The 25,208-nt window shown below is 59.6% G+C and carries 22 protein-coding genes and 1 tRNA gene; 12 read left to right on the top strand and 11 right to left on the bottom strand.

From position 1 onward, the window contains the following. Positions 1-5 precede the first annotated feature (5 nt). The 4 genes from KM295_RS01990 to KM295_RS01975 all read right to left on the bottom strand — a co-directional run bounded on the left by KM295_RS01990 (position 6) and on the right by KM295_RS01975 (position 5,124). The gene (locus tag KM295_RS01990; protein WP_256028192.1) at positions 6-2,099 is read right to left on the bottom strand and encodes an OB-fold nucleic acid binding domain-containing protein; all 2,094 of its coding nucleotides are present in this window, start codon (positions 2,097-2,099) and stop codon (positions 6-8) included. Positions 2,100-2,144: 45 nt separating this feature from the next. Then, positions 2,145-2,726, bottom strand: coding sequence for an NADPH-dependent FMN reductase (locus KM295_RS01985; protein ID WP_256028191.1), 582 nt, complete (start codon positions 2,724-2,726; stop codon positions 2,145-2,147). A 91-nt stretch (positions 2,727-2,817) separates the two neighbouring features. Next, positions 2,818-3,978 carry an arginase family protein gene (locus KM295_RS01980; protein ID WP_256028190.1) on the bottom strand — a complete coding sequence of 387 codons (1,161 nt, stop codon included), beginning with the start codon at positions 3,976-3,978 and terminating at the stop codon, positions 2,818-2,820. Between the two features lie 228 nt (positions 3,979-4,206). Beyond that, positions 4,207-5,124, bottom strand: coding sequence for an HhH-GPD family protein (locus tag KM295_RS01975; RefSeq protein ID WP_256028189.1), 918 nt, complete (start codon positions 5,122-5,124; stop codon positions 4,207-4,209). Between the two features lie 82 nt (positions 5,125-5,206). Between KM295_RS01975 and KM295_RS01970 the strand changes: the two genes are divergently transcribed. Beyond that, a complete protein-coding gene (locus KM295_RS01970; protein WP_256028188.1) occupies positions 5,207-5,536 on the top strand; it encodes a ribbon-helix-helix protein in 330 nt (109 codons plus the stop codon). Positions 5,537-5,659: 123 nt separating this feature from the next. Here KM295_RS01970 and KM295_RS01965 read toward each other — a convergent pair whose 3' ends face one another. Further along, positions 5,660-6,613, bottom strand: coding sequence for a coiled-coil domain-containing protein (locus KM295_RS01965; RefSeq protein WP_256028187.1), 954 nt, complete (start codon positions 6,611-6,613; stop codon positions 5,660-5,662). A 195-nt stretch (positions 6,614-6,808) separates the two neighbouring features. On the opposite strand from KM295_RS01965, the gene KM295_RS01960 reads away from it, so the two are divergent. From KM295_RS01960 to KM295_RS01935, 6 genes are all read left to right on the top strand, one after another. Then, complete coding sequence (locus KM295_RS01960; RefSeq protein ID WP_256028186.1) at positions 6,809-7,999, top strand: PstS family phosphate ABC transporter substrate-binding protein; 1,191 nt, start codon at positions 6,809-6,811, stop codon at positions 7,997-7,999. An 89-nt stretch (positions 8,000-8,088) separates the two neighbouring features. Next, on the top strand, positions 8,089-9,198 hold the full coding sequence (pstC, locus tag KM295_RS01955; RefSeq protein WP_256028185.1) for a phosphate ABC transporter permease subunit PstC: 1,110 nt from the start codon (positions 8,089-8,091) through the stop codon (positions 9,196-9,198). Then, on the top strand, positions 9,195-10,835 hold the full coding sequence (pstA, locus tag KM295_RS01950; RefSeq protein ID WP_256028184.1) for a phosphate ABC transporter permease PstA: 1,641 nt from the start codon (positions 9,195-9,197) through the stop codon (positions 10,833-10,835). The genes pstC and pstA overlap by 4 nt, the downstream gene beginning before the upstream one ends. Beyond that, the gene (pstB, locus tag KM295_RS01945) at positions 10,832-11,794 is read left to right on the top strand and encodes a phosphate ABC transporter ATP-binding protein PstB (RefSeq protein WP_418904729.1); all 963 of its coding nucleotides are present in this window, start codon (positions 10,832-10,834) and stop codon (positions 11,792-11,794) included. Before pstA ends, pstB begins: the two co-directional genes overlap by 4 nt. 2 nt (positions 11,795-11,796) lie before the next feature. After that, the gene (gene phoU / locus KM295_RS01940; RefSeq protein ID WP_256028183.1) at positions 11,797-12,462 is read left to right on the top strand and encodes a phosphate signaling complex protein PhoU; all 666 of its coding nucleotides are present in this window, start codon (positions 11,797-11,799) and stop codon (positions 12,460-12,462) included. A gap of 2 nt (positions 12,463-12,464) precedes the next feature. Continuing rightward, positions 12,465-13,472, top strand: a complete 1,008-nt coding sequence (locus KM295_RS01935) for a phosphate uptake regulator PhoU (protein ID WP_256028182.1) — start codon at positions 12,465-12,467, stop codon at positions 13,470-13,472. Between the two features lie 237 nt (positions 13,473-13,709). Here KM295_RS01935 and KM295_RS01930 read toward each other — a convergent pair whose 3' ends face one another. Next, positions 13,710-14,708, bottom strand: coding sequence for a DUF7544 domain-containing protein (locus tag KM295_RS01930; protein WP_256028181.1), 999 nt, complete (start codon positions 14,706-14,708; stop codon positions 13,710-13,712). 415 nt (positions 14,709-15,123) lie between these two features. On the opposite strand from KM295_RS01930, the gene KM295_RS01925 reads away from it, so the two are divergent. After that, positions 15,124-15,765, top strand: a complete 642-nt coding sequence (locus KM295_RS01925) for a hypothetical protein (protein ID WP_256028180.1) — start codon at positions 15,124-15,126, stop codon at positions 15,763-15,765. Next, entirely contained in the window at positions 15,766-16,296 is a 531-nt protein-coding gene (locus KM295_RS01920; RefSeq protein ID WP_256028179.1) for a DUF4188 domain-containing protein, read from the top strand. It begins immediately after the preceding gene. 107 nt (positions 16,297-16,403) lie between these two features. On the opposite strand, the gene KM295_RS01915 is transcribed toward KM295_RS01920, so the two are convergent. Further along, positions 16,404-16,985 carry an alpha/beta hydrolase gene (locus KM295_RS01915; protein ID WP_256028178.1) on the bottom strand — a complete coding sequence of 194 codons (582 nt, stop codon included), beginning with the start codon at positions 16,983-16,985 and terminating at the stop codon, positions 16,404-16,406. Further along, positions 16,982-18,505 (bottom strand): 2,3-bisphosphoglycerate-independent phosphoglycerate mutase, encoded by a 1,524-nt coding sequence (gene gpmI, locus KM295_RS01910; RefSeq protein ID WP_256028177.1) that lies wholly within the window; start codon positions 18,503-18,505, stop codon positions 16,982-16,984. The genes KM295_RS01915 and gpmI overlap by 4 nt, the downstream gene beginning before the upstream one ends. Positions 18,506-18,590: 85 nt before the next feature. On the opposite strand from gpmI, the gene KM295_RS01905 reads away from it, so the two are divergent. Together KM295_RS01905 and KM295_RS01900 are read left to right on the top strand one after the other, a co-directional pair. Beyond that, positions 18,591-19,217 (top strand): FxsA family protein, encoded by a 627-nt coding sequence (locus KM295_RS01905; RefSeq protein ID WP_256028176.1) that lies wholly within the window; start codon positions 18,591-18,593, stop codon positions 19,215-19,217. An 81-nt stretch (positions 19,218-19,298) separates the two neighbouring features. After that, a tRNA-Ile gene (locus KM295_RS01900) sits at positions 19,299-19,373 on the top strand. A gap of 307 nt (positions 19,374-19,680) precedes the next feature. Here KM295_RS01900 and KM295_RS01895 read toward each other — a convergent pair. Both KM295_RS01895 and KM295_RS01890 read right to left on the bottom strand, forming a co-directional pair. After that, positions 19,681-19,923 (bottom strand): amphi-Trp domain-containing protein, encoded by a 243-nt coding sequence (locus tag KM295_RS01895; RefSeq protein WP_256028175.1) that lies wholly within the window; start codon positions 19,921-19,923, stop codon positions 19,681-19,683. 248 nt (positions 19,924-20,171) lie between these two features. Next, on the bottom strand, positions 20,172-20,489 hold the full coding sequence (locus KM295_RS01890; RefSeq protein ID WP_256028174.1) for an RPA12/RPB9/RPC11 RNA polymerase family protein: 318 nt from the start codon (positions 20,487-20,489) through the stop codon (positions 20,172-20,174). A 327-nt stretch (positions 20,490-20,816) separates the two neighbouring features. Here KM295_RS01890 and KM295_RS01885 point away from each other — a divergent pair, with 327 nt between their 5' ends. Continuing rightward, positions 20,817-22,244, top strand: coding sequence for a tyrosine-type recombinase/integrase (locus KM295_RS01885; RefSeq protein WP_256028173.1), 1,428 nt, complete (start codon positions 20,817-20,819; stop codon positions 22,242-22,244). Between the two features lie 760 nt (positions 22,245-23,004). Here KM295_RS01885 and KM295_RS01880 read toward each other — a convergent pair. Next, the gene (locus KM295_RS01880) at positions 23,005-23,631 is read right to left on the bottom strand and encodes an ArsR/SmtB family transcription factor (RefSeq protein ID WP_256028172.1); all 627 of its coding nucleotides are present in this window, start codon (positions 23,629-23,631) and stop codon (positions 23,005-23,007) included. Between the last annotated feature and the right edge of the window lie 1,577 nt (positions 23,632-25,208).

Genomic DNA, 25,208 nt, shown 5'->3' with positions numbered 1-25,208 from the left:
CCGTCTCAGGCCGAAGGCGCGACGGTCGCCTCGGCGACGGCATCGACGACCGCCTCGATGACGGCGTCGCGTTCGCCTGCGAGGAACTCGAGTTTCGGCTGGCGGGCGCCGGGATCGGAAACGCCGGCGTTCGGAACCGCCGTCGAGACCGACTCGACGATCGCACCGAGGTCGAGTTCGGCCGTCGAACGGATGTGGAGCTCGTCCGTTCCGAACCCGACTACGACCGTCGAATCGAGCTGTCGGGCGAGTACGTCGAGCAACAGCCTGGTCGGCGGGAAGTCGTACTTGTGTGTGTACGCCTCGGTATCGAGGACAGTCAGGGGAGTGCCCTCGACAGTCCGCTCTTCGAGGTTCGGTCGCGCGGTGTCGAGTTCGGCCTCGAGTTTCGTTTCGAACTGCTCGGAGACCTGTTCGGCCAGTCCCGTCCGCTTTTCGAAGAGAAGGTCGATGACGAGCTGGCGTTTGTCCTCGTAGGACTGATAGAACGCCTCCAGGGCGATCGCCTCTCGGAGCCGCGTTGCCGCCTCGTCGTCGATCCCCGCCTCGGCGGCGAGGTCGGCGTAGACGTCGGGCGTCTCCGCCCAGTAGCTGACCGCCGGCAGATGCGTCACGTCACCGCGGGCGTCGTCGTTGACCGCCGCAGCCACGGCCGCCGCGACCGTCGTCGCCGTCCGGTCCTCGACGGTTACGAGCGAGTCGATCTCTCCTTCGATCGCGTCGTCGGCCGGCCGGCCGTCGAGGACGATCCGGGGCGCGTCGTAGATGTCGAGCAACTCGAGACCGTCGAGGGATGCCGCCGTCGATCCGGCGGCCGCGAAGACGAAAAGCGGCAGTTTCTCGTCGTGACGGTCCCGGTCGCCGAGCATCCGGGTGACGTCTTTCGTGGCGTCGTTCATGTCGTAGACGCCGTCTTCGAGCGGCCGGCGGTCGAAGTAGTGATAGACCGCGTCGGCGGCGGCGTGTTCGGCCTCGACCAGCGGGAGGACAGCACGCTCGATGGCGGCGCCGGCGACGTAGCCGTCGGTCGTCGCGTCGTGGCGGACCACGATCGGCCGAGATTCGATGACGGCCCGCCTGATCTCGGTCGCGACGGCCCCGATGTCGTCGGTTACCGCGTCGATGGCCGTATCGTCGGCGAGAGGTTCGACGGTCTCGGGGTTGGCCCGGTCGTCGAGGGCCTCTTCCATCCGCGATTCGACGGCCGAACGCGCCTCGCCTTCCAGCGCCACGAGCGATTCGGTTTCGATCTGGATCTCGTCGCGGCGGAGTCGAGCCTCGCCGTCCAGCCGAACGACGTCGTCGGCTTCGATGTCCGGATACGCCCGGACGCCGGCCTCGACGAACGCCGCACAGTCGACGACGCCGGTCTCGTCTCTGAGCTCGAACACTGTCGGTCCGGACGTCTGTCGGACCGAGGCGACCGTCCCTTCGAGTCGGACCGTCTCGCCGACGTGATCGCCCAGCGATTCGATCTCGGTTCGGTCGATGTCGGGTGCGGGTTCGTCGCCGTCTCCCTCCTCGGTCCGATCCTCGCCGGTCGCGGCTTCGGGCGTGTCGGCCGCCGTCTCCGCGAGGTCGGCGTCGCTCGGGTTCCCGCCGGTCTGTTCGTCGGCGCCCGCCGTCTGTTCGGTCGGTTCGCTGGATTCGGTCTCGGTCTCGGCCTCCGTCTCCGCTTTCGATTCTGTCTCCGTCGGCTCGTCTTCCGTGTCCGTCCCGGCGCTGTCGAGCAGCCGGTCGCCCTCGGGCGTCTGGACCAGCATGCCACGGAAATCCTCGGGCGATTGCCGGATCGACCAGTCGAGATCGATGTCGCCGTTGTCACGGACGTTGTTGACCTGGACGCAGATCTCGTCGCCGACCTCCCACTCGAGGCTCTCGAGGCGTCGGTCCAGTTTGCTCCGGTGGAGGAGCCCGGTTACGTTACCGATGTTGACGAACACGCCGAAGTCGGCGTATCCGTCGACGGTCCCGATATAAAACCGCCCCGGCGTCAGCTGTGACGGTTGGTTCCCTTCGAACTCGAAGACGACGTCTTCCTGATGGACGTCACAGATCGGCCCATCGGTCGACGTGCCGCAGATGATACAGTTGCCCATTATCGGACTCCAACAGTCGCGGCTTAAAACGGTTGTCGGATTCCGTCAGCCGTCGGCGCCGACGTTCTGGGTCGATTCGATGGTCCGGGGGTCCGGTTCGATCGTCGCGTACTCCACCGCCCGCCGGCCGAGGATCTCGACGCGTTCGCGGACGTCCCCGTCGGTGATCTCGCCGTCCGAAAAGCAGTTTCGGGCCCGCGGGATCGCGACCTGGTGGGGAAGCACCCACGCGTTGAGCGCCCGCCCGACCGATCGGAGGTGATCCAGCGTCGTCGTCGGGAACGATCCGCCGGCGACACACAAAAGCCCGACAGTCGTCGCTTCGAGTTCGTCGAACCCACAGTAATCTAGGGCGTTCTTCAGCGCCGAGGAGTACGAGCCGTGATAGACCGGGCTGCCGAGGATGACCGAATCGGCCCGCCGGATACGGTTTCTGAGCACCTCGGCGTCGCCCGCGTCGTCGGCGTCGGCGTCGTAGACCGGCAGCGAAAGCGACCGGAGATCGACGAGATCAGTTTCGACGCTCTCGAACTCGGCGGCGGCCGAAAGCGCGTGTCGGCACGCCGGACGGGTGTAGCTTTCCGCCCGAAGGCTCCCGACGACGGCCGCGATCCGTAGTTCGCTCATACGTTCCGATTGGCGGCAAGAATAAAAACCGTGGTGGATGTCTGATCGGATGTCCCGAAACGGCGGAAACGACGGGACACGCCGAAACAGCTCAGGTAACCGAGTCCCAGTCCCAGTATTGGCCGTGATACTCGACGGCCTCCTCGAGCCACTCGTCCACCAGCGCTGTCGGTTCGTCGAACCGCCCGAACGGGTCGTCGTACCCGTAATGATCCAGATCGATACGGCGGTCGAGGACGCCCTCGAAGACGCCCAGCGTCGCAAACGAGAGGTGCGATGTCTGGTATCCGCCCTCCTGAATCAGCGCGAACTGTCCATCCGCCGTCTTTTCGGCGAGGGTGCGGAGACGGGCGCCGAGGTTGCGGAACCCGTCTCTCGTGACGAGGTTTCGCGCGTTCGGATCCGCGGGTCCCGCGTCCTGTCCGGAGCTCACGAGGATGAGATCCGGGTCGTACGCCGACACGATCGGATCGACGATCCGCTCGAAGAGACGGTCGTAGCCCCGGTCTCCGGTGCCCGGTGGAAGCGGGACGTTTACGTTGTAGCCCTCGCCTTCGTCCCGTCCCGCCTCGTCGAGCGATCCTTCCTGGGGATGGTACTCGTCGTGCCACGACCCGTGATCGTTGTGGGCGCTCACGAAGAGGACGTCATCACGGTCGTAGAACGCCGCCTGGGTACCGTTTCCGTGGTGGACGTCCCAGTCGATGATCGCCGTCCGATCGACGCCTTCGGCGACCGCTGCCTCCGCTGCGATGGCGGCGTTATTATAAAAACAGAACCCATCGGCACAGGACGGCTGGGCGTGATGACCGCTCGGTCGACAGAGCGCGTACGGGACCGTTTTCGAACCGTCGAGGGCCGCTTCGGCCGCGGCGATGGCCGCCCCAGCAGCGTACCGGGCGGCATCGGCTGTGGCCCCGTTACAGCCGGTCGCCGTATCCTCTATGCGCCCCCCGCCGTCCGCACAGAACGTCTCTAGCCACCCGACGTACTCCGGGTCGTGTACGCGTTCGATCTCCGTGTGATCGGCCTCCGGGGGCTCGACGTACCGGTTTTCGTCCGGAAAACAGTACTCGAGCATGGCCCGGATGTTCTCGACGCGTTCGCGTCGGTCCGGGTGGGGCTCGTCTTCGGCCACGATCGGCGACGAGGGGAACTTGTACGCTCCGGTCGGCGGCTCGTGGTCCAACATTCGATCGTGCCAGTACGTCGTGAGCGCGGTCTCTCCGTCGGTGTCGGTCGGCGTCGACATTATCCAGCCCTCGCCCGGAGATCGTCCGGTCGGATGCGTCCGGTTTCCCCGCAGGTCATATGGCGACGGATACCGCCAGGAGATCTAAGGGATGGGATTCGTTCGAGCGTATCCGGTCGTTTCGTTGGCAGTGTCCGCTGTGTCATCTGCGAGGACATGTTCCCGTCGGTCAATATAAGATTCGTTCGAGGCAATCGAATTCCGGGACACCCATCCGGGGTCGTTCCGTTACCTGCGGAGCCGAACGACGACTGTTCCGTCGGCGCTGTCGACCTCGACCAACCCGTCGTCGGCGAGATCCTCGAGTAATCCCCGGAGCCATTCGCGGCCGTACTCGCCGTCGGGCGCGTAATCGACGCGGACACGCGGTCCGAGGCCGTCCAGTGGGAGTTCGTCGTACTCCCGCAGCGTCGAGACCACACGGCCGCGCATCTGTCGACGCGAGCCCTCGAACGCGGGCTGTGTCGGCACGTCGGGCGCGGTGAAATCGCCGGTCTGGTACGCGTGACACCACTCGCGCCACGGACAGCCCTCCCGGTCACATCCGGGCGTCTTCTCGCAGGCGACACCGCCCAGCTCCATGATGGCGTTGTTCCAGACACGGGACCGGCCGTCGGGCAAAAGCTCCTCGGCGGCCCGCCCGAACGCCGTATCGTCGTCTGGAACGTCAAACGCGCGGTAGAGGACCCGCTTGACGTTCGTGTCGACGACCGCGTTCCCGTCGTTGAACGCGAAGGAGGCGACGGCGTTTGCGGTGTAGGGGCCCACGCCCATCAGTTCCTCGAGGTCTTCGGGCGTTTCGGGGAACTCGCCGTCGTGTTCGGTACAGACCTGCCCCGCCGCCTCGTGGAGGTACTTCGCGCGGTTGTTGTACCCGAGCGAGTGATCGCTCCAGAATCCGACCACGTCGGCCCGATCGGCGGCCGCGAGCGCCTCGACGGTCGGCCACCGCTCGAGGAAGCCACGCCAGGCGTCGACGACCCGACCGAGCTGGGTCTGTTGGCTCATTACCTCCGAGACGAGTATCTCGTAGGGATCCTCGGTCCGTCGCCAGGGGTACTCCCGGTGGCTCCTCTCGTACCACTCGATGAGCGCCGAGCGAACGGGACCGAGGTCAGCAGGGAGCGCCGGCGTCTCCTCGCCCATACCACCCTTTCCGTCGGCCGGCGTTTGTGTGTGACGGTCCCGGGAGCGAAACCGACTTCCGCCGGCGCCGGCGAGAGGGGACATGGGACTAGACAATCTCTCGGCGGACATCGAGGAACGCTACGCCGATCTCGGCGACGAACTGACCGTCGATCTAGACAGCGAGACTCGAAACGAACTCGCGATGCTGGAAAGCGCCTATGACCCCGACGGGACCGACGAACTCGTCCGGCGGGCGGTACACATGCTGTTTCAGACCGCCGTCGAGACCGGAAACCTCGATTTCCACCTCCGGAGCGGCTACGACGTGACCTACGACGAGTATCTTATGGACATGACGATGGATAGTTTCAACCAACAACAGGGATTCCCGCAACCAGATACAAACGACGACCGACGTTATCAGTTCTAACAGATTGAGACAGAGTGTCTATTCTATAGATGTACATTTAATTTCGCTCTTCAGCATCGATATAGGGCTATATATTTTTTAGCCAATAAACGATTCAATACCATAATCCGGACGCCTCGGTGTCTACAATCGTTCACGATGGCGCTCTAGCTCGTTCTGTAGCTCCGCCCAGTTGACAGGAGGTTCGAATTCCTCTAGTGTCTGAATGAATGAATCGATCACCCCACTGTGTTTCCGGCCCCACGAGGGTTCGGCGACTTCATCCACCCGGTGGCTGATATCAGTACGTAGCGTCTCTAATTCCTCAAGACGTTGCTCGATCCCGTCGCAGTGATCGTCTATCTTGCGATGGGAGGCTATCTGCTGGAGGACATCGAGTTCAGCCTGCACGTCTTCAATAAGCAGTTTCTGCATCCGATTTTGGAGTGCGGTATCGGCCCACGCAAGAGCCAAATCGGTTTTCCCGTCCCCATCGTCTTCGACATCGGACACGGTAGTAGTGACTTCCAGCGTTTCTTCGATCACATCCTCGATGGCATCGATATCCTCCCGTAGCTCGTCGGCCCACCTGTCTGGATTCCGTAGTTTGCGCTCGAACGACTCAATTTCGACGGCAATCGCATCGGCGTCTCTCTGGGCATCGGTAGCGCCGGAACGTATCTCTCGGATAGCTCTGCCGATCGTGTAGATATCGTCGGGGCTCTGAGTGCGCTCGACCAGCGATGTGAGCCGCGATCCGAGGGCGTCGACACGCTCCTCGAGCGCCGAAATCTCCGACTCGAATTCGTTCAGCCGCGAGCGAACTACGTCGGTGTCCCTGACGGGCTCAGCGGCTTCGCGAGCATCCGCCAGCGCCGTCTGGGCGACCTCGACGCGTGTTTCGGGGGTAGCGACTACCTTCGAGAGGTCGGCCAGTGATTCGTCGATGCCCCTCCGCGTGACGGTTCCTTCCTCGCTGATTTCGGCGAGTGCCTTCCGCACCGCCTCGTGGTCACGATCTTCACCCGCGACAACCTGCTCGGCTATCGCCGTTACCGAACGGCCCATGAACTCGCTCGCGTCGTTCTCCTGGCCCATGCGCGGGATTACTTGAACGCGAGGTTATAGCTTTCGTCACGAAACTGATAGAACACAGTACCTCAATATAGCGGTATATAACACACTTTTGCGAACGTAGTCCTACGTTCCGGTCGGGTATCGAATATACCGATACATCCCCTCTCGTACCCCTATTATAAAGGATCTTTACCTGATCCTCGGTCGATTCCGGTGATGTCGGAGCAATCAAAGCGGTCGGGTGTATCACGGCGAAAGTTCATTATCACCACCGGGGCTGCCGGGGCTGCCGGCATCGCCGGCTGTTCCAGCAGCAGCGACACGGGGAACGGTAACGGGGACGGTGGCAACGGTGACGGAGCGAGCGACACGAGCAACACTGCGAGTACCGACGGCAACGGCGACGGGAACGACGGTGGTGGGACGGAAGCGCTTACAGCCGAGGGCTCTTCGACGGTATACCCGATCTCGAACACCGGCGCATCGTACTGGAACGGGAACCCGCCGGCGAGCGACGGCGAGTACTGGGGCTCCAACGACGAGACGTCCGTTCCCGGCTGGGGTGAGATCGAGACAGACATGAACCTCGCGGATTACTTCGCCAGCCAGTTCGGCTTCGAACCGACCGGCGAGCGATCGAGCGCACCCTTTACCGTAACCGTAGGTCTCAGCCACTCGGGGACCGGCTGTAAGGCCGTCCGTGACGGTCTGGTCGACATCGGCAACTCGTCGGGGCCGATCACCGCCGAACTGGGCATCAGCGACGAAGAGCGCGACGCGAACTACGTTGACCACGTTGTCGGCCGGGACGGACAGCCCGTGTTCGTCAGCCAGGACGTCTACGACGGCGGAGTCACCCAGCTCACCGGCGAGGAAGTCCGCGGCATCTATCAGGGCGAGATCAACAACTGGAGCGAGGTCGGCGGTCCCGACCAGGAGATCTACGTCATCGGCCGCGCCGAGGGCTCCGGGACGGACACGTCGTTCCGACTCAATATGCTCGGCGATGCCGAGGCGTCGATGGAAGTCGATACCCGAAAGGGACAGAACCAGCAGGTCAAGACCTTAATGCAGCAGAACGACGGCGCGATCGGATACATGGCGCTGGCGTTCCAGGGCGAGGGGATCGCGCCGGTCGCTATCGACTTCGACGGAACGCTCTATGAGCCCGACAAGGACGCCGAGAACACGATCTTCGACAGCGACTACCCGCTGAACCGCGATCTTCACATGTACACGCGGATCAACGACGAAACGCCGGACGGAACCGACATGCGGGAGGCCGCGTTCCTCAACATGTTCCTGACCGACTTCGGACAGCAGGTGTTCGTCGAGGGCGTCGAGTACATCCCGCTGCCGACGAGCGACATCGAGGCCGAGCGAGGCAAACTGCCGGACTCCGCCTGAACACGGTCGCCGTAGCCCCGGCGATCGACACTACGCTCTATGACCCCGTTTAGACACACCAGATACGGACTGATACCCAGAGAGAACGAATGAATCTGATCCCCCGGAGTCGCGCCACTGACTGGATAGTAGACGCCCGCAAATTCGTCGACGAGACCCCCACATCGGCGCTGGTAGCGCTCACTATCGGAACCGTTTCGATACTGAGCTCGCTGGGTCTCTTCTTCACCGCGTCCCCGCTGACTTCGGTCACCCTGCTAGTGTTTCTGGTCTCGGCCGCCTACGGCTGGATCCGCCATCGTGAGCTAACGGCACGTGCGGTGACGATGGCGATGACGGCTTCGATGATTCTCATTCTCGCGTTGATCGTCGTGTTCATTTTCGTCGAAGCCTGGCCTGCATTCGATGTTGCGCGGGCGGAGGTGTTCGGAATCAGCGTTCCGGGGCTGCGGCTGTTCGTCCAGACCGAGTGGGCACCCCGGGCGGCCGAGCGCTACTCACTGGTCCCGTTGATCCACGGTACAGTGATGGTAACTCTCGTGGCCACGCTCGTGGCCGGGCCGCTCGGTGTGGCCTCGGCACTCTTCGTCAGCGAAATCGCCCCCGCAGCGGTTCGGGAGGTTGTCAAACCGGGGATCGAGATCCTCGCAGGTATCCCGTCAATCGTTTATGGGTTCATCGGTTTCACGATTATCAGCCCGTGGGCGAGCGAACAGTTCGATCTCGTCGGCCAGGGTACCTATCTGTTCGTCGGGGCCGTGGTCGGTTTGATGGCTCTCCCGACAGTCGTCTCCGTTGCCGAGGACGCGCTCAACAGCGTCCCGGAATCGATGAAGGACGGCTCGCTCGCGCTCGGAACGACGGACTGGCAGACGATGACGACGATTACGCTTCCGGCGGCGTTCTCGGGGGTTTCGGCGGCGGTCCTACTGGGCGTCGGACGCGCGATCGGTGAAACGATGGCGGCGACAGTCATGCTCCGGAACAGCCCACAGCTCCCGGAGCCGCTGTACAACGTCTTTTACGGGTACGACACGCTCACATCGGCGATCGCGGCACAGTACGGTGAGGCCACAGCGGACCAGCTGAGTGCGCTCTTTGCGGCCGGTGTGGTCCTCTTTATTACCGTCATGTTCCTCAGTATCGGATCCCAACTGATCGAACGGCGCATGAAGCGCCAACTCGGGGGCCACGAATGAGTACGATCACCAGCCGAAATTCGCTCGTCAACGGAGGAACCAATCGCTACGAGTTCGTCGCCGGGGCGACGATCGCCCTCTCGGCACTGCTGTTCGCGCTCGGTATGACGGCGCTGTTCGAGTTCGTGACCCTCACCGATCCGATCGCTGGTGTACCGACCGTGTCGGTGCTCGGTGGCCTGCTCGTGTTGATCGGCATCGGTGTCATCGGGCTAGGTGTCTCTTCAAGCTTGGAGCTGATCGAGACGACGCCAGACCGTAGCGCCGGTCTCGTCGCGGGCGTCGTCTTCGGCGGGCTCTGGTTCGGTATCGGCGGTATCGTTGCTGCGGGAATACTCGGACTCGGCGGTGCCGGCTGGATCCTTCCGGCCCTCTTACTCGGCGGCGGGGCGTTCGCCGTGACGACTTTCACCCGGGAAGACATCGGCTCGACGGTTCCCGCAGGCGTGTTGGCAATCCTCGCTGGAGGCGTGTTCCTTACCGGCGTTCTCGGACCAGGTTGGTCGTATTCGCCCGGGTCATTCCCGTCCGATAACGCGGTGACGTTCTTTCCCTCAGTGATCGTGCCGGGATCGGTGCTGTTCTGTTCGTTGCTCGTCGGGTGGGCGTCGGCCAAGGCCTACGCCGGGTTCGGGGCACGCGGTCGGCACCTCGGCGCACACGTCCTCATCTATCTGAACGCGCTCGGGATCATCGCAGTGTTGTTCGGCTTGGTCGGCTTCGTGGTAATCAAGGGCGCTCCGACCGCTTTCACCGAAGTCGCGATCGGTCCGGGCGTCGGGCCCGAAGTCAGCGTCCTCGGGCTCTCGTTTTCGCTTCCGGTATCGTGGCCCTTCCTGATGAACGGCGCCTCGGTCTTCGTGCGGGTGGACGGGATCCTTCCGGCGGTCGTCGGGACAGTCTGGCTGGTGGTCGGCGCCGTTCTCTTTGCGGTCCCGATCGCCGTCGGAGCGGCGGTCTTCCTCGCGGAGTACGCCGACGAAGGACGGTTCACGAGTGTTGTCGAGGTCGCGACCAACGGACTGTGGAGTACGCCGAGCATCGTCTTCGGACTCTTCGGCGCCTCGTTTCTCATTCCGCGGTTCGGTGGCTCGAAATCGCTGATTGCGGGGATGTTGACGCTCGGGTTCATGCTGCTTCCGTTGGTCTTGATCACCAGCAGAGAGGCGATGCTCGCCGTCCCCGACGAGTACAGGGACGCGAGCGCCGCCCTCGGCGTCAGCAAGTGGCAAACGATCCGGAGCGTCGTCCTCCCCGCAGCGCTTCCGGGGGTGGTCACCGGGATAATTCTCGGTGTCGGCCGAATCGCCGGCGAGACTGCCCCGATACTGGTGACGATGGCCGGCGGAACGCTGCCCGCCGGGGGCGAGACGGTGGACGTCATCGGCGGCTTCGAGTTCATCGCCACGCCGCCGTTCGTCACGAACGAGGCGCTGCTGCAGGCGTCGAGTGCGCTCCCGTACCAGCTATACGCACTCATCACGGCGGGCTTAGGGGGACCGCAGTTCGAGGATGCGCCGTTCACGGCGCTGGAGTTCGCCTGGGCGAACGCTTTCGTGTTACTGACCGTGGTCCTGTCGTTCTACGCGATCGGAATCACGACGCGGTATTACTTCCGGAGGAAACTGAACCGATGAGCGAGCCATCTCCAACGACCGAAACGACCGAATCCGAATCGACCGATACAAACGATCCGACGTCAACGCGGACGGCGGCGACAGCGAGCATGTCCGGAACGTCAACCACCACCGGTGAGTCCGAGGAGGAACTCCGCGAGGAGTGGACCGACTACCAGTTCGCCGGCGAGACACATGTCGCCGCCGAGAACCTCGATGTCCACTACGGCGACGACCACGCGCTCAAGGACATCTCGATCGATATCCCCTCCGAGAGCGTCACGGCCCTGATCGGCCCGTCCGGCTGCGGGAAATCGACGTTTCTCCGGTGTATCAACCGAATGAACGACCGGATCCGGGCCGCAGAAGTCGACGGATCGGTCGAGGTCGACGGCGTGGAGATCTATCAGGACGGCGTGGATCTCGTCGAACTTCGCAAGCGCGTCGGCATGGTGTTCCAACAGCCCAACCCGTTCCCGAAGTCGATCCGGGACAACGTCTCCTACGGCCCACGGAAGCACGGGGATATCCGAACTGGTCTGATCGACAGATTGCTCGGACGGGGCGAATCCGACGCGGAGCTAGAGCTCGTCGAACGGGCGTTGAAACGGGCCGCCCTCTACGACGAGGTCTCGGATCGCCTCGGCGACAACGCTCTCGGGCTCTCCGGAGGGCAACAGCAACGGCTCTGTATCGCCCGGGCGCTGGCGACCGACCCGGACGTGCTACTGATGGACGAACCGGCCTCGGCGCTGGATCCGATCGCCACCTCGAAGATCGAGGATCTCATCACCGATCTGAGCGAGGAGTACACCGTCGTCATCGTGACTCACAACATGCAACAGGCGGCCCGGATCTCCGATCAGACGGCAGTGTTCCTTACCGGCGGTCATCTGGTCGAGTACGACGATACGGATAAAATATTCGAGAACCCCGAAAGCCAGCGTGTCGAGGACTACATCTCCGGCAGGTTCGGATGAAAATGGCCCGAACTGACTACCAGGAGCAACTAGACGCGCTCCGTTCGGACGTCCTCGAGATGAGCGATCTCGTTATAGAGCGATACGAGATCGCACTGAAGTCCCTCGAATCGAAAGACGAGTCGTTGGCCCGGGAGGTCATCGAGGGCGATCAGAGGATCAACGAGTTGTATCTCGAACTGGAGAGTGACTGCATCGACCTGTTCGCGCTCCAACAGCCCGTCGCGGGCGATCTCCGGTTCGTTGCCTCGTCGTTCAAGATCATCACCGACTTAGAGCGGATCGGCGATCTCTCGACGAATCTCGCCGGCTACGCGCTCGACGCCGAACGAGAGCGATACCCCGAAGTCGACGTAGTATACATCGGAACGGAGGCGGGTGCGATGGTAAGCGATGCGGTGGATGCCTACCGACACGACGATGCCGAGTCGGCCCGTGAGATCGCAGATCGCGACGACAAGATCGATCGGCTCTGTGGCGACGCGAGCGGGGTTGTCATCGAAGACCTGCTTCGAACGGAGTACAGCGACACCGACAAGGAGATGATGGACGACGTCTCGCGGTTGCTGTTGACGATTCGGGACCTCGAACGCGTCGCTGATCATGCAGTCAACTTCTGCGCCCGAACCGTCTACATAGCCGACCACGACACGGAGTTGATTTACTGACAATGCAACGATCGACCAAAGACACGGGCGGTCCGATAGAACGGAAGGTACAGGTCACCGGCGGGTCAACGTATACTGTTTCGATCCCGAAAACGTGGGCAGATACCCACGGGATCAGTTCCGGATCATCGGTTTACATATACCAATTCAACGACCGACTCATCATCGCCCACCCGGACAAAGATGGAGAGTTCCGGCGTTCGAGAATCAATGTCGAAACGGTAGGCGAAGAAAATCTAAGCGGACAGATCGGAGCCGCCTATGCCGCTGGTAGCGACGAGATCGTCGTTGAGTCCGATACGAACTTTTCAGCATCGGAGCGTCGTGCTGCCAGTCAGACGTTCACCGATCTCGTCGGGGTCGAGATAGCCACCGAGACTGAAAAAGAGCTGACCGCGAAGACGCTGCTTGATTCCAATGAGATCTCATTAGAGGGGACGATCGAACAGATTCGTCGGATTGCGCTGTCGATGCACGAACACGCTATCGAAGCCGTCGTTAACGACGACGAAGAGCCACAACCGGAATATATTATCTCCCGCGATGATGAAGTTGACCGACTGTTCGGGCTCGTCAGTCGTCAGTTCTACCGCATACTCACCGATATTCGTGAGGTAAGTCAACTGAAAGCTAATCGAAAGACAGCGTTCACCCAGTTCCGGACGGCCCGTCAGCTTGAACGAATCGCAGACCACGCGGAGCGTATTGCGGTCATAGCTGACAAACAAACTGAGCCACCCGATGTAAAGATCAGTGGGGAATTCGAAACGCTCGCGACGGATGCTCGTCGCGTTGTGCGAACGGCACTGGATGGCAACGCTGGCGAGGCGATGCTGCGGCGTAATGACGTTGTCAAGGAGCTTGACGCGCTGGATAAGGAACTGTACGACAGTCAGAGCGACGATGTGTATGTGTATGGGCGGGTACTCGAAAGCATCCGTCGAACAGCCGAATACGGCGGTAATATCGCCGAGATTGTCACACTCTCAGAGATGACCGAGCGGCCCTGAGTACATGTCCTGAGACGGTAATTTCCCTCACTCCGCATAACCGTTTACAGGCGATTGAGGCGAAAGCCCACGGCTTCGGCCGTTGGGGGATTTCAGTATTCAGCGACCGTCGCTGAGCTCGCCGAATAGGTGCAATACTCGCTGTTCGATTTCGTCACGATTCTCGTGCATTCGGTCCAAATCCGCGCTATTGGGAGCTTCAAGCGCCCAATCACGAATACCGACGTTTCTCCCGACTCACTGATATCGAGTGTTGAAGTCCGGATCCGAACGGCGGTCGGGGATGAGATCGAGCGTGCCTTCGATATCGCCGAGCACCGAAAGCGCGTAAAACCGGAGGTAGGCCACGACGGGGACCTGCAGGAGCGCCCAGAGGAGTATCATCGCGAGCACGAAGACGACTGCGAGAACCGCGAGGACGGCGATCCCGAGCGTCGAGGAAAGCGACAGGGTGAGGTACGCGAGCGCCGCGAGCAGTCCCAGCGGGATCAAAAAGATGAGCGCGCCGATCCCGACGCCGACCGACCTCAAAAGCCCCGCCGCGACGTTCAGTACGAACCCGAGAACGGCGTAGGCGAGATACTGTTTGGGCTCGGCCTTGATCGACCCCCAGAGGGGCCGCCATCCGGCCAGCACGCCGCAGTCGTTTTTGATCATGATCGGGACCACGAAGACGGTGGTAAACGACGAGACGAGCGCGTACAGGAGTCCGACGAAGAAAAACACCGGCAGTCCGAGGAAGAACGCGCCGAACGGGACGATCGGGTCGGAGGATCCCCGAAAAAGCGGCAGGAAAAACGCCGCCATCCAGCCGAGTCCGATCGCGAGGACGGGCAGCCCGATCGCGATCCGAAAGCCGAACAGTCGAAGCCCCTGTCGCCACCGTTCGTGCCAGTACTGACGGATCGAGACGGTCCCGTTTCGGAGGGATTCGACGAACACGAACTCCATGATCGCGCCGACGACGGTAACCAGGATCCCGAGCACGACGGCGGCAACGACGACGGCACCGACGATCGTCGCCGTTTCTGTGGGGAGGCTGGGCGGGATTCCCTCGGCGGGGACCTGCTCTGGGTTCCCGAGAACGTCGAACTGCGCACTCGGGAAGCCCAGACCGCCCCCGATAAAGAAGGCGACGACGGCGAGTTTGAGCCAGCGTCGGGGGCCGATCGGTGTCAGAAACTCCCGGGTGAGCGTAAACGCGTCTCCAACGTTTTCGACAGCGTGGAGGGCCATACGGGTAGTTCGTACAATATTTAAATAGATCTTTTGAAGGGTACGAATCGCCTTTTATTCTCGGACACCGTGTCATCTAAACGATCCCTGACGGGAGCCGACGCAAGCGGGCGGCGAAACACGTTCGACCGGGGAGACTTCGAAAAGAAAGTGCAAGGAACACAGCGCATAATCAGCATATCTCTTTGAAGTAAGTTTCCCACCGTCTATATTAGGTTTTTAACAACATTTGTCTGATATATATTCTTTTATTAGTTGGTTTTATAATTCTTTCCTCCGAAAACCGTAAGTGGTCAGATATGAACAACAAACCGACTCGGATCGAGCAGGCAACGGGGAAAAGCCAGGAGTCGAGGTCACACATCCCGGGAGAATGACAGACCGCAAGCGGCGACGATGGTGGCCCTCACGCTCGGTGCAGCGAGCAGTCCATCTCGTTCTCGCAACGATCCTGGGAGTGTTTCTCTACTCACCACTCAGGTCGATCCAGGGTAGTGATCTGGTCCTCCAGGTGATTGTGTTCCCATTTTTGACACTCTCGGGGCTGTTTATGTGGAAGGGACACGTCATCCGGACCCGATTGCGCCAGTTAGACCTGACTGGCGACACGTTCCCACAGAAACTGTTCTTCCTCGTCGCCCTCTCGTTCGTGTTCGGTGCCGGTCACCACATCGATCACGTCATTCGGGGCAATCACGTCGGGTGGCCGGTCATACCCGATATCAATGCGTTCACGTTCAGTCTGCTGGTGTATCCGTTCTTGGGTCTCGGATTGTATCTCGGCTGGCGAGAGCGTGCTGGCGTCCGATACTGGGCGGTGTTCTTCCTCGCCACGTCGGTATTAGTCATCCAGCAACACTTCGGACCGTATCCGAACGAACCGCCATCGCACGTCATCGGGCCCTACGAGAGTCGTCTCTTGGGGTTGGTCGCATTCGGTTGGTTGGTTGTCTTCACCCTCTTTATCGTCGCAGCACTACTGTACAGCGTAGTGGTGTGGTATAGACAGCGTGACAGCCACAGTGAGCGCACCCAAGTGGATTCGGGAGGGTTGTAGATGAGCGGAGACATCATTTACGAACGCGTGACCGCAGATATTGGGGGTGAGTTCGTGGTGTTTCGTATCGGGATGCGGATCAACAAGCTCTGGAAAGTACACAAGTGGGCCCCAGTTTTTGTGGCGATGCCACGAATGTTGCGGGAACTCGAAGAGGACCCCGACAGCGGGCTGCTTGGCTACCAGCGGAATCTCGGCATCCGAAACCACATCCTGTTCATGTACTGGCGCTCGTTCGAAGACTTACACGAGTACGCGCGTGACCCGGATCAAGAACACTTGCCAGCCTGGCAGGAGTACAATCAAGAAGCCGGAACCGACGGGGATGTCGGTATCTGGCACGAAACGTTCCTCGTCGGAGACGGAGAGTACGAAGCCGTCTACAACAACATGCCTCCTTTCGGCCTCGGGGCTATCTCAGACCGGATGCCCGCGTCCGGACAACAGGAAACCGCGGCTGGGCGTCTCGGTCGGACAGACGGCGATTCGATGCCTGAGAGTGTAGATGGACCAGCAAAGAAGGATCCCTGAGTTTTGCTCCGGAGGGCGGTTCTTCGCAGTGACCCGCTGTATTTGCGCACTACATTTTGTTTGTGAACCCTGACAAGACCTACGACTCGCTCATCGAACGCTGAATCTCAAAGCAGCGAGACGACCTTGCGGGCTGTCTTGTCGGTCTGGCCGACGAAGTGATGATCCGCACTCAGTACGACGACTTCGCCGCCGTGGTCGCGGACGCGCTCTGCGACCGCCGCCGCGTCGACGGTCGTGTCGCGCTCGCCGTAGACGACGCCGACCGGACAGTCGATGTCCGCGATGGCGGCGACGGCGTCGATCTCGGGTGCGAGTTCGGCCGCCGGCGACAGGGCGACGACAGATTCGGGGGTGACACCGGCGGTCGATTCGCGGGCCGCAGCGACCAACGCGAGACAGCCGCCGAAACTGTAACCGAACAGGCTGACGCGGTCGTAGTTCTTTCGGGCCCACGCGTACGCGTTGCGGGTATCCGATAGTTCGCCGTATCCCTCGTCCCAGGGGCCGTAATCGAACCGGAGACAGGCACACTCGAGCGCGTCGCTGACAGCTTGGATCCGGGAATCGCTCCGGTCGCCGCCCATCCCCGGGTGGGGCGGACACGCGAGGACACACCGGTCGCTTTCCGGAGAATCGAGCGTCCCCCGAACGTCCCGTTCGGCGGGGACGATGACTGACTCACTCATCGGAGGAGTCGGTCGCCGGTCATGGCGTCGGGGATCTCGACGCCGACGAGCGACAAAAGCGTCGGCGCGATGTCGGCCAGCGTCCCATCCGGACGGACGTTTCGGCCGCCGTCGGTGCCGTCCGGTGCTACGTATATGAACGGGACCGGATTCGTCGTGTGGGCAGTGTGGGGATTTTTGCGCGTCCCCATGTCGTCGGCGTTGCCGTGATCGGCGGTGACCAGCAGGTGACCGCCGGCGTCCCTGACGGCCCGTTCGAGCCGTCCTAACTGTTCGTTGACGGCCTCGACGGCCGCCACGGCGGCCTCGAAGTCACCGGTGTGGCCGACCATATCCGGGTTGGCGTAGTTCAACACGAGCACGTCGGGGTCGTCGGTCTCGATTGCTTCGATCGCGGTGTCGGTCAGTTCCGGCGCCGCCATCGCTGGCCGTTCGTCGTAGGTAGGGACGTCCGGGCTCTGGACGATCTCGCGGCGCTCGCCTCGGAATTCGATTTCCCGGCCGCCGTTCAAAAAGTACGTCACGTGGGCGTACTTCTCAGACTCGGCCGCCCGAAGCTGTGTGAGTCCTGCCTCCGAGACCGCTTCCCCGAGGGTCCGTTCGGGCTCTGTGGGCGGATAGGCGACCGGCAGATCGAACCTTCCGTCGTACTCGGTCATCGTGACGAGTTCGATCTCGTGTGGCGTCGTCTCGAAGCCCCACTCGGGATCGATGTCGGCGAGCATTCGGACGAGCTGGCGGGCCCTATCGGCGCGGAAATTGAAGAAGACAACCCCGTCGCCGTCCGAGAGAGCTCTCTCGTCATCGCCACCGTCGACGAGCGTTGGCTCGACGTACTCGTCGGTCTCGCCGCGCTCGTAGGCCGTCTCGACGGCCGTGACCGCCGAATCGGCCTCGTGGGGCGCTGTCCGGTCGACGATCGCGTCGTAGGCCCGTTTCGTCCGGCCCCAGTTCTCATCGCGGTCCATCGCGTAGTACCGACCGCAAACCGTTGCGACCCGTCCGGTTCCGTTCGTCTCGGCGGTCGCCTCCAGATCCGCGAGGAATTCCGACCCGCTTTTCGGCGCTGTATCGCGGCCGTCGGTGAAAGCATGGGTGACGGCATCGATGCCCCGGTCGGCGGCGAGTTCGACGAGTGCGTGGAGGTGAGCCTGATAGGAGTGGACCCCGCCGTCGCTGACCAGCCCCATGAAGTGAACCCGTCCGTCGTTTTTGCGGGCGTACTCGAAGGCGTCGCCGATCGCCTCGTTGTCGGCGAAGACGCCCGCGTCGATGTCGTCGGTCACCCGCGTCGAGTCCTGTTTGACCACCCGGCCGGCGCCGATGTTGAGGTGGCCGACCTCGCTGTTGCCCATCTGGCCATCCGGGAGGCCGACCCGACGACCGTGGGTCTCAAGCGTGCCGAACGCTCCCCGCTCGCGGAGCCGATCGAACGTCGGCGTCTCGGCGGCCGCGACGGCGTCGCCGGGACCGCCGTCACCGAGGCCCCACCCGTCAAGGATCACAAGCGCTGCTCTCATTGGGTGGGGAAAGCGGTCGACCGCCTAAGGCCGTATCGCTTCGAGTCTCGGAAAGGTTTTCCCGGATCCGCCGGTAGCCGGGGGTATGTACCTGCGGGCCATCGGCGTTTTGCTGCTCGTTCCCCTCGTGGACGTCCTGTTGCTCGTCGTGCTGGCGACCGGGTTCGGGCCGGTGACGATCGGCCCGGCGGCGACCGTCGCGGTCGTCGTGGTGACCGCGCTGCTCGGACTGCTCTTGGTCCGGGCCGAAGGCAGACACACGGTCCGGAGGATACAGCGAAAGCTCGGCCGGGGAGAGCCGCCGACCGACGAACTCCTCGATGGGGCACTGTTGCTCGTCGCCGGCGCGTTGATGCTCACCCCCGGGCTCATCACTGACCTGATCGGGCTCTTGCTCGTCGTCCCGCCGACCCGGTATCCGATCCGGATCGTCGTCAAACGGTACGTCGTCACACCGTTTCTCGACGGCAAAACCGGCGGCTTCGCGACCGGTAACGTCTACGTCGGGGGATTCCCTGGCGGCGGGGACTCGGGCGGCTTCGAAGCGGGCTTTCCCGGCGGTCGCGGCCCGGACGGTTCGGATTCCGGCGAAACCACCGTCGAGATGGGCGAGGAGGACTACGAGTTCGAGGACATAGACGACCGGGACCCGTCCTCGGACACCCACGATCCCGAGAACGGATCCGACTACGACGACCTGGAGGACCGCTAACCCGTGGCACCGATCGACGGGGAGCCGTCGAAAAGAAACGTTTAAACGACCCACGGCGCTACGACAAGACGCGCCAACATCGGGCCAATAGCTCAGCTAGGTATGAGCGCTCGGCTGATAACCGGGAGGTCCTCGGTTCAAATCCGAGTTGGCCCATTCAGTTTCTGAACGGTTCTTAGGCGCGACAGATCGGCGGTCTCGGGACCTGATCGCCGCATTTTCCGCATTTAGGTAGATTCGAGACATGCCAATCGTGCTCGTTATCTCAGTCACTTTCTGTACGGGGGTCGCCTCTGTCTGCGATTCTGATTAGCCGAAACGGTTCTGCCAAAATAAAATTTGTGATAACAGTTAACAGTGGTCATATACTATCTTGTAGACTTAGCGGGGAACTAGTATAGCTGCTAATATTTTACAAGATGGCGCAGCAAGATAGAGAGTGGATACAGCTACACCAACGGTGCTATTTCATCCACCTGATCTCGTATTCGAGTTCGTACCGTTGGTCTCCGGTTTCTGAATCCGTGAGTCGTTCGAGTTCGACTTCGAATCGAGGACGTTCCGGCACAGCCACGCGCTGTTCTTCTACGTCGCTCAGTAACGTGACATCCCCGGATTCGATCTCATCTGCAGCGTCGCGTAACGCTTCAGCAATCTCGGTTCTCGGAAGCTCTTCCTCGGTCTTGAATAGCACTTCTTCGGGCATCAGTTCTTCCTACACGCTCCAGGGAAATAGAGCCACCTGCGAATCCTATGACAGAAGAATACGGTTCGATGCTGTATTCGCGCCCTGAATTCAGCACCTATCAAACGAACGGTATGACTCCTGGTACAAACGGCGTGCTGAAAACAGAGGGTGGATGCAGTACGGCGGCTTCTTTTCGTTCGTGCTGGAAACGTTGAACCAGCCGCTTAGTAAGCCTGCGGAATTGAGCAGTTGGGGTTACCGAGGAGTCAGGACTCACGCCACTTGTGGCCACACTCGACGCAGGTGAACAGCCGAACTTCGTAGGAGCCGCCCGGCTTCGGCATCATCTCGTAGTGGGCCCGGTCGCTGTCACAGTCCTTTGCTGGACAGGTCTCCTGCATCGTCTCGGTGGCACCCTGGGTCGCGTCGGCCACGACGGGTGCCCCGTCGTTTCGCTGTCCATCCTGGGTCGTCATCGCCGCTTCCGCTTGCGAGTTCTGCGGCTCCTCGTGCTCACAGGAGCGACACACCCACGTGTCGCCTTCCGCGTGCATCATCGAACCACACTCGTCACAGAAGTTCATATTACGTAGAACTACATGGTTTCAGATATATGTGTTAACTTCCGACCCGTCGTGGATTTCAGGAACCTGCTTATGCTGACTGTATCGACCGATTCACTTTGCCCGCTCTTCGAGCAGATTATCGTGCAAGACTCGCGCCGTACACCTTGCAAAAGACATCGTAACTAGATACTAATACATCCGTTCTACTGAGTTCTGATAAGATAATCGTACCCAACACTCCATCGTTACTGCCAACACTTGGCATCAGGCCTGTAGCTGTCCTGTTGGGTCTCGTATAGGCCGAGGGTTTAAAACAGCGAGTTTCATTTGATTGTATTATCACCAATGAGTACAGACGACGAATCCACCGCACATCTGCCGGAAGTCCCGAAAAAACTGGCTGGACATATAGATGAACTCCCAGATGCTGTAAACGATGGTGAGACGATAGTTGGAAACGGGAATATCAAACTCACGAGCGAACACCCGGTTAGCGTAGTTGAATACTTCCTTACGGTCCACGTCGACGGGTGGTCTACCTCGACGTATAAAGACTACTCGTACGACTTGACGAGATTCTTGGAATACTGTAAATACGTCGATCACGACGACCTCGGCAAGTTGTCTTCTCGTGATCTACAGGGGTTCAAAGAGTGGCGAAAAAGAGATGATAACGTTGGACTGGCTGCTCTCCACGGCCAGCTAGCAAATATTCGAGTGTTTATTCGATGGTGCGAGTCAGTCGAAATCGTCGATGATGGACTTGCCGACAAAATTGAGATGCCTGATCTCGATCCATCCGATATTGTCTCGTACACGCGTATTGAATCTGAGACTGCCGAGCAGATCTTAGAGTACCACGGACAGTTCGAGCACGTCACTCGTGAATTCGCTGAATTCGTGCTAATGTGGACTGTACTCACTCGCCTTGGTGATGTACGTTCGCTGGATCTTGACCACTACAATCGAGAGGAAGGCTACATCGAACTCGAACACAGGCCCGAGGAAGGTACGCCACTGAAAAACGGGGAGAGCGAAGTAGAGGGCGAAGGCGGGGAGCGGAAAATTAATTTGCCGGATTGGGTCTGTGAGATACTCAACACATACATCGACGGAACTGGCGACCCGAACCATCCGAAACGGATTGCTGTAGAGGACGACTATGGACGTGAGCCTCTGTTCAGCACTAAGTTCGGAAGAGTGTCAGAATCTACGCTTCGCAGGGATCTCTATCGCATCACTCAGCCCTGCCGACACGGGACAGAGTGTCCCCACGAGATGGATCCTGAAACGTGTGAAGCTAGGAACGACAACAATCTTATCAGCCAGTGTCCCTCAAACGTCTCGCCACATCCGGTTCGTCGCGGTGGCATTTGCCACCAGCTGAAGGAAGGTGTTCCGAAAGATACGATCTGTGAACGTGCTGACGTGTCCCGCAAGGTGCTGAACCGGCACTACGACCTCAGAACAAAAGAGGAAGCTAGGAAGCAGCGCCGCAACGAGCTACGGAAACATCTGGAAGGATATGACGGATCCCCACAGACTGCAGGTAGTGATCAATCGTTCCTACAGGGAGAAGCGCCGTTATTAACAGATAGTGTTGGGTTCGCAAACGATTATTTCGACATTCCCGATGACGGCCTGGGCCGAACTCGGACGGCCAAAGGATTTGCAGGCTATGTAGCCTTTGTTCTCCTGCTCGGACTCAACTTCAGTTTACTTGGTATCGGTGTCGATCCGATAACGTGGGAGATTGTCTTCCATCTTCAGTAGGGGTGGCTCAGGCCCTCATCTACCGCGGTGCTCTGGTAGTAGAGTACTGTGAGTTCCGATCCAGAGAACACTTCGTCTCAATTGTGTTAACTCCTATTAGATATTATCCAGAATCATCCTATGCTTTATACTAAATCCCTGTAGATGGCTGTAATACGTGGTATCTGGGTCTGGTAAGGGCTCTTAGAACCCCGTTCCTTCAGAACACAATCGAACTTCTGCACGACCTTGCTGGCGTGGTGTTGTATAGGAACGCTCACCGTTAGGTGTACACCAGGCCCCTGGTTCAGCTGTACATCCTGAGTCCGCTCACCCATTACAACTACCTCGCGGTCGTCCGTAACACGATGGTCTTGGCGAGCCTAAGGAACCTAAGGTTCACGCAGCCCCTGAGTCATACCAGGAACACAAGCTGCCGTAACTACCAGGCGTTCGAATATTCGCCGAGGTAGATGACGGTGAAGAGATTCGTTAACTGGGACGTATTAGTATCTATACGTGGGAGTTTACGAACCGCCCCGGAGACCCGGTTCATCCACGTGACTAGTCCGGGGACCTACCAACTGTGGATGTCAGTCACGCTGAGGTCAGGGATGGCTCCACTTGATCCAGCCGTTCGTTCCGGATCGGGAGTAGCGTAATCGCTGGCTTCAGTAGCGTCATAACCGGCTAATAGCTTATTGAACCAGTAAGGTGTCGGTTGTGATGGCGTACAGCGTTCGCTACTGATCACCGTATCCACGATATTTGCCGTGTACATTCACTGCTGGTCAGTCAATTCCGTCAGTAGATCGTCGTCTTCGTCCACCACGTCAGCTGGCGTGTATGTAGTTGGACTGGAGTCATCATCACCGAGGTCGTGGATTGCATAGAGCGCTTCCAGAAGATCGTATGTAGTTCCGTGTGAGAGGGTGGTGAGGCTAGCAATTTGCCGGATAGTGATGTCGCCCTCGCTATGGGATTTAATGAGATCGTGAGCGAGGGCAAAGGTCACGAGTCCGTGGTCGTCGCGCACCCGGGCGATGATCGGGTATTCGTCGGCGTGTGCCACGACTGCGACGAGTTCAGGAGTGATCGACACTTCGACGCCTCTAATTGTGAGTTGTAACTCAAAGTCCTCAGCTTCGTACGGACTAGGACTGGTCTCATCTCCCATTTCACTGATGAGGCCCGCCTGTTCTAATCTGTGTAGGTACTCGTAGACCGTCTTTTTCGAGACATCTGCCGTCTCGACGAGGTCGGGCGCAGTAATGCCTGGCGAGCGGCGAATCGCTGTATAGAGCCCAGCGAGAGCCGAATTTGTGAGTAACTCCGTAAACGTCGGGACGCCAGTAATCGGCTGTATGCCGTCACCTACATTCCGCACATGCTCTGTCTCGTAGCTCATTGTGTAGAGTTACGTAACTCGAAACCATAAGCGTTTGTCTTGGATAGTTACTCCTCGCGGAATCGATACTCCCACTCGCGGAGTCTGTCGGCGGCTTCATCAAGATGTGCAGCTCCAACGGAAACTGCCTATTTCGTTAGTAAAGTGGGGTTTGCGTCTGTAATCAGCTAAATTCGCGCGGTCAAACTTGGATCCTGCCATCGTTCAGTATTGGAGCTTATCAGCAGGCGTTCGTAGCGGTGCTACACACGAAAAGTATCAGACCTCGGTCATACTTGATAAGGTACCGAGATGCTGCTTTCCCTATAGCAAGGAAATTTATCTATCTTATTATACTAAAGACATCTGATCTTTTCTCAACTTCTTCTCATACAATTCTGATGCTATTTATAACGAGCAGAGTTGTACCGCGGTTTCATACTTTGCATATGCTGTTTACAACATCGACCCCATTTCTGCCGTTTCGTGGTTTTTGGTTTTTCGTATGCTATTTATAACGGGGTGATTCTTACGTCTTATCAATACACAGTTAGGTTAGTTTACTAACTATTATTGCGGGTCGATCCAGTGCGATAGTGGATGTCGACGAAATTCTACTCGTGTCTTTGAATTTTCGGGAAATTATACTGTTATTCTAATGAACTCGGGACCGTTTGCTGGCTTGCGGTTTCCGTGAATTCATATTGAATTTATAACGACCCTATAGCATAGATCAAATCACGTCTCCACAACTACCGAGCATCTGCCGATCTCTTAGGATTTTACCCCGCTTCTATCCGGCGGTTTTATGCTTTCCTTATTGAATTTATTGTGAATTCACCGATCTATCAGATCGATGGTAAAAACACCAAGAAAAAGCTTAGAGATTCTAAGGCATTTAGAAACAACAAGGAAATATTAAAATCTGTTATTTGTCTCTCGCACAGTTCTATTACCCCCGTGATTTTCCATAGGTGTGTGTGGTAATAGATGGGTGTGCGATATTCAATCTGAGTGATATATGTTTTTGCCGCCGGTTGGCGGGACCTATTCAAGCGCCATATTGGTTCCCGGCTTTTGGATCTTGTGTCACTATTTCGAAATACATTCGGCACCCCCTGTGAGTCGAAGTATCGCTCGGGACTAGTGATCTATCCCAAGTTCCCAGTGTAGTGTGTAGCGGTTGCTGACTCTGTCCAAGCCACAGATGCGCGGTAGGGGTGACCGCGCTGGTTGGTTGGCGTGTGGAGTACAGTCCACGCTGCTGGGGGTACTAGCAGCTTCACTTCACTTGCTACCATCATAGTAGGCCACTACAGCGGTCATCCACCGGCTGATACTGGTTTCGACCCTCATCTGTTCATAGCCGCAATCACTTACTTTTGCGGCTATCGAGACTGCGGGACTTGCCCTGCCTGGTGTTTCTGACACGCTGTAAGCATCTCAGGTATTCACAGTCCCACGCCACACCAGGCTGTACAGGTACCGCACGTTCCTTGTTCAGTTCTGGTTCCACAGGAAGAGCGTGTCATAGAAAGCCTCCCAAGGGAGGCCGCAGGGTTTGGAAACTGTGTCCAGCAGTACCAACGCCCTGCAAG

The sequence above is a fragment of the Natronomonas aquatica genome (assembly GCF_024449025.1).
GTDB classification, from domain to species: Archaea; Halobacteriota; Halobacteria; order Halobacteriales; family Haloarculaceae; genus Natronomonas; species Natronomonas aquatica.
Note: the sequence above shows the minus strand (reverse complement) of the source record. Positions and strands in the feature narration are given on the sequence as shown.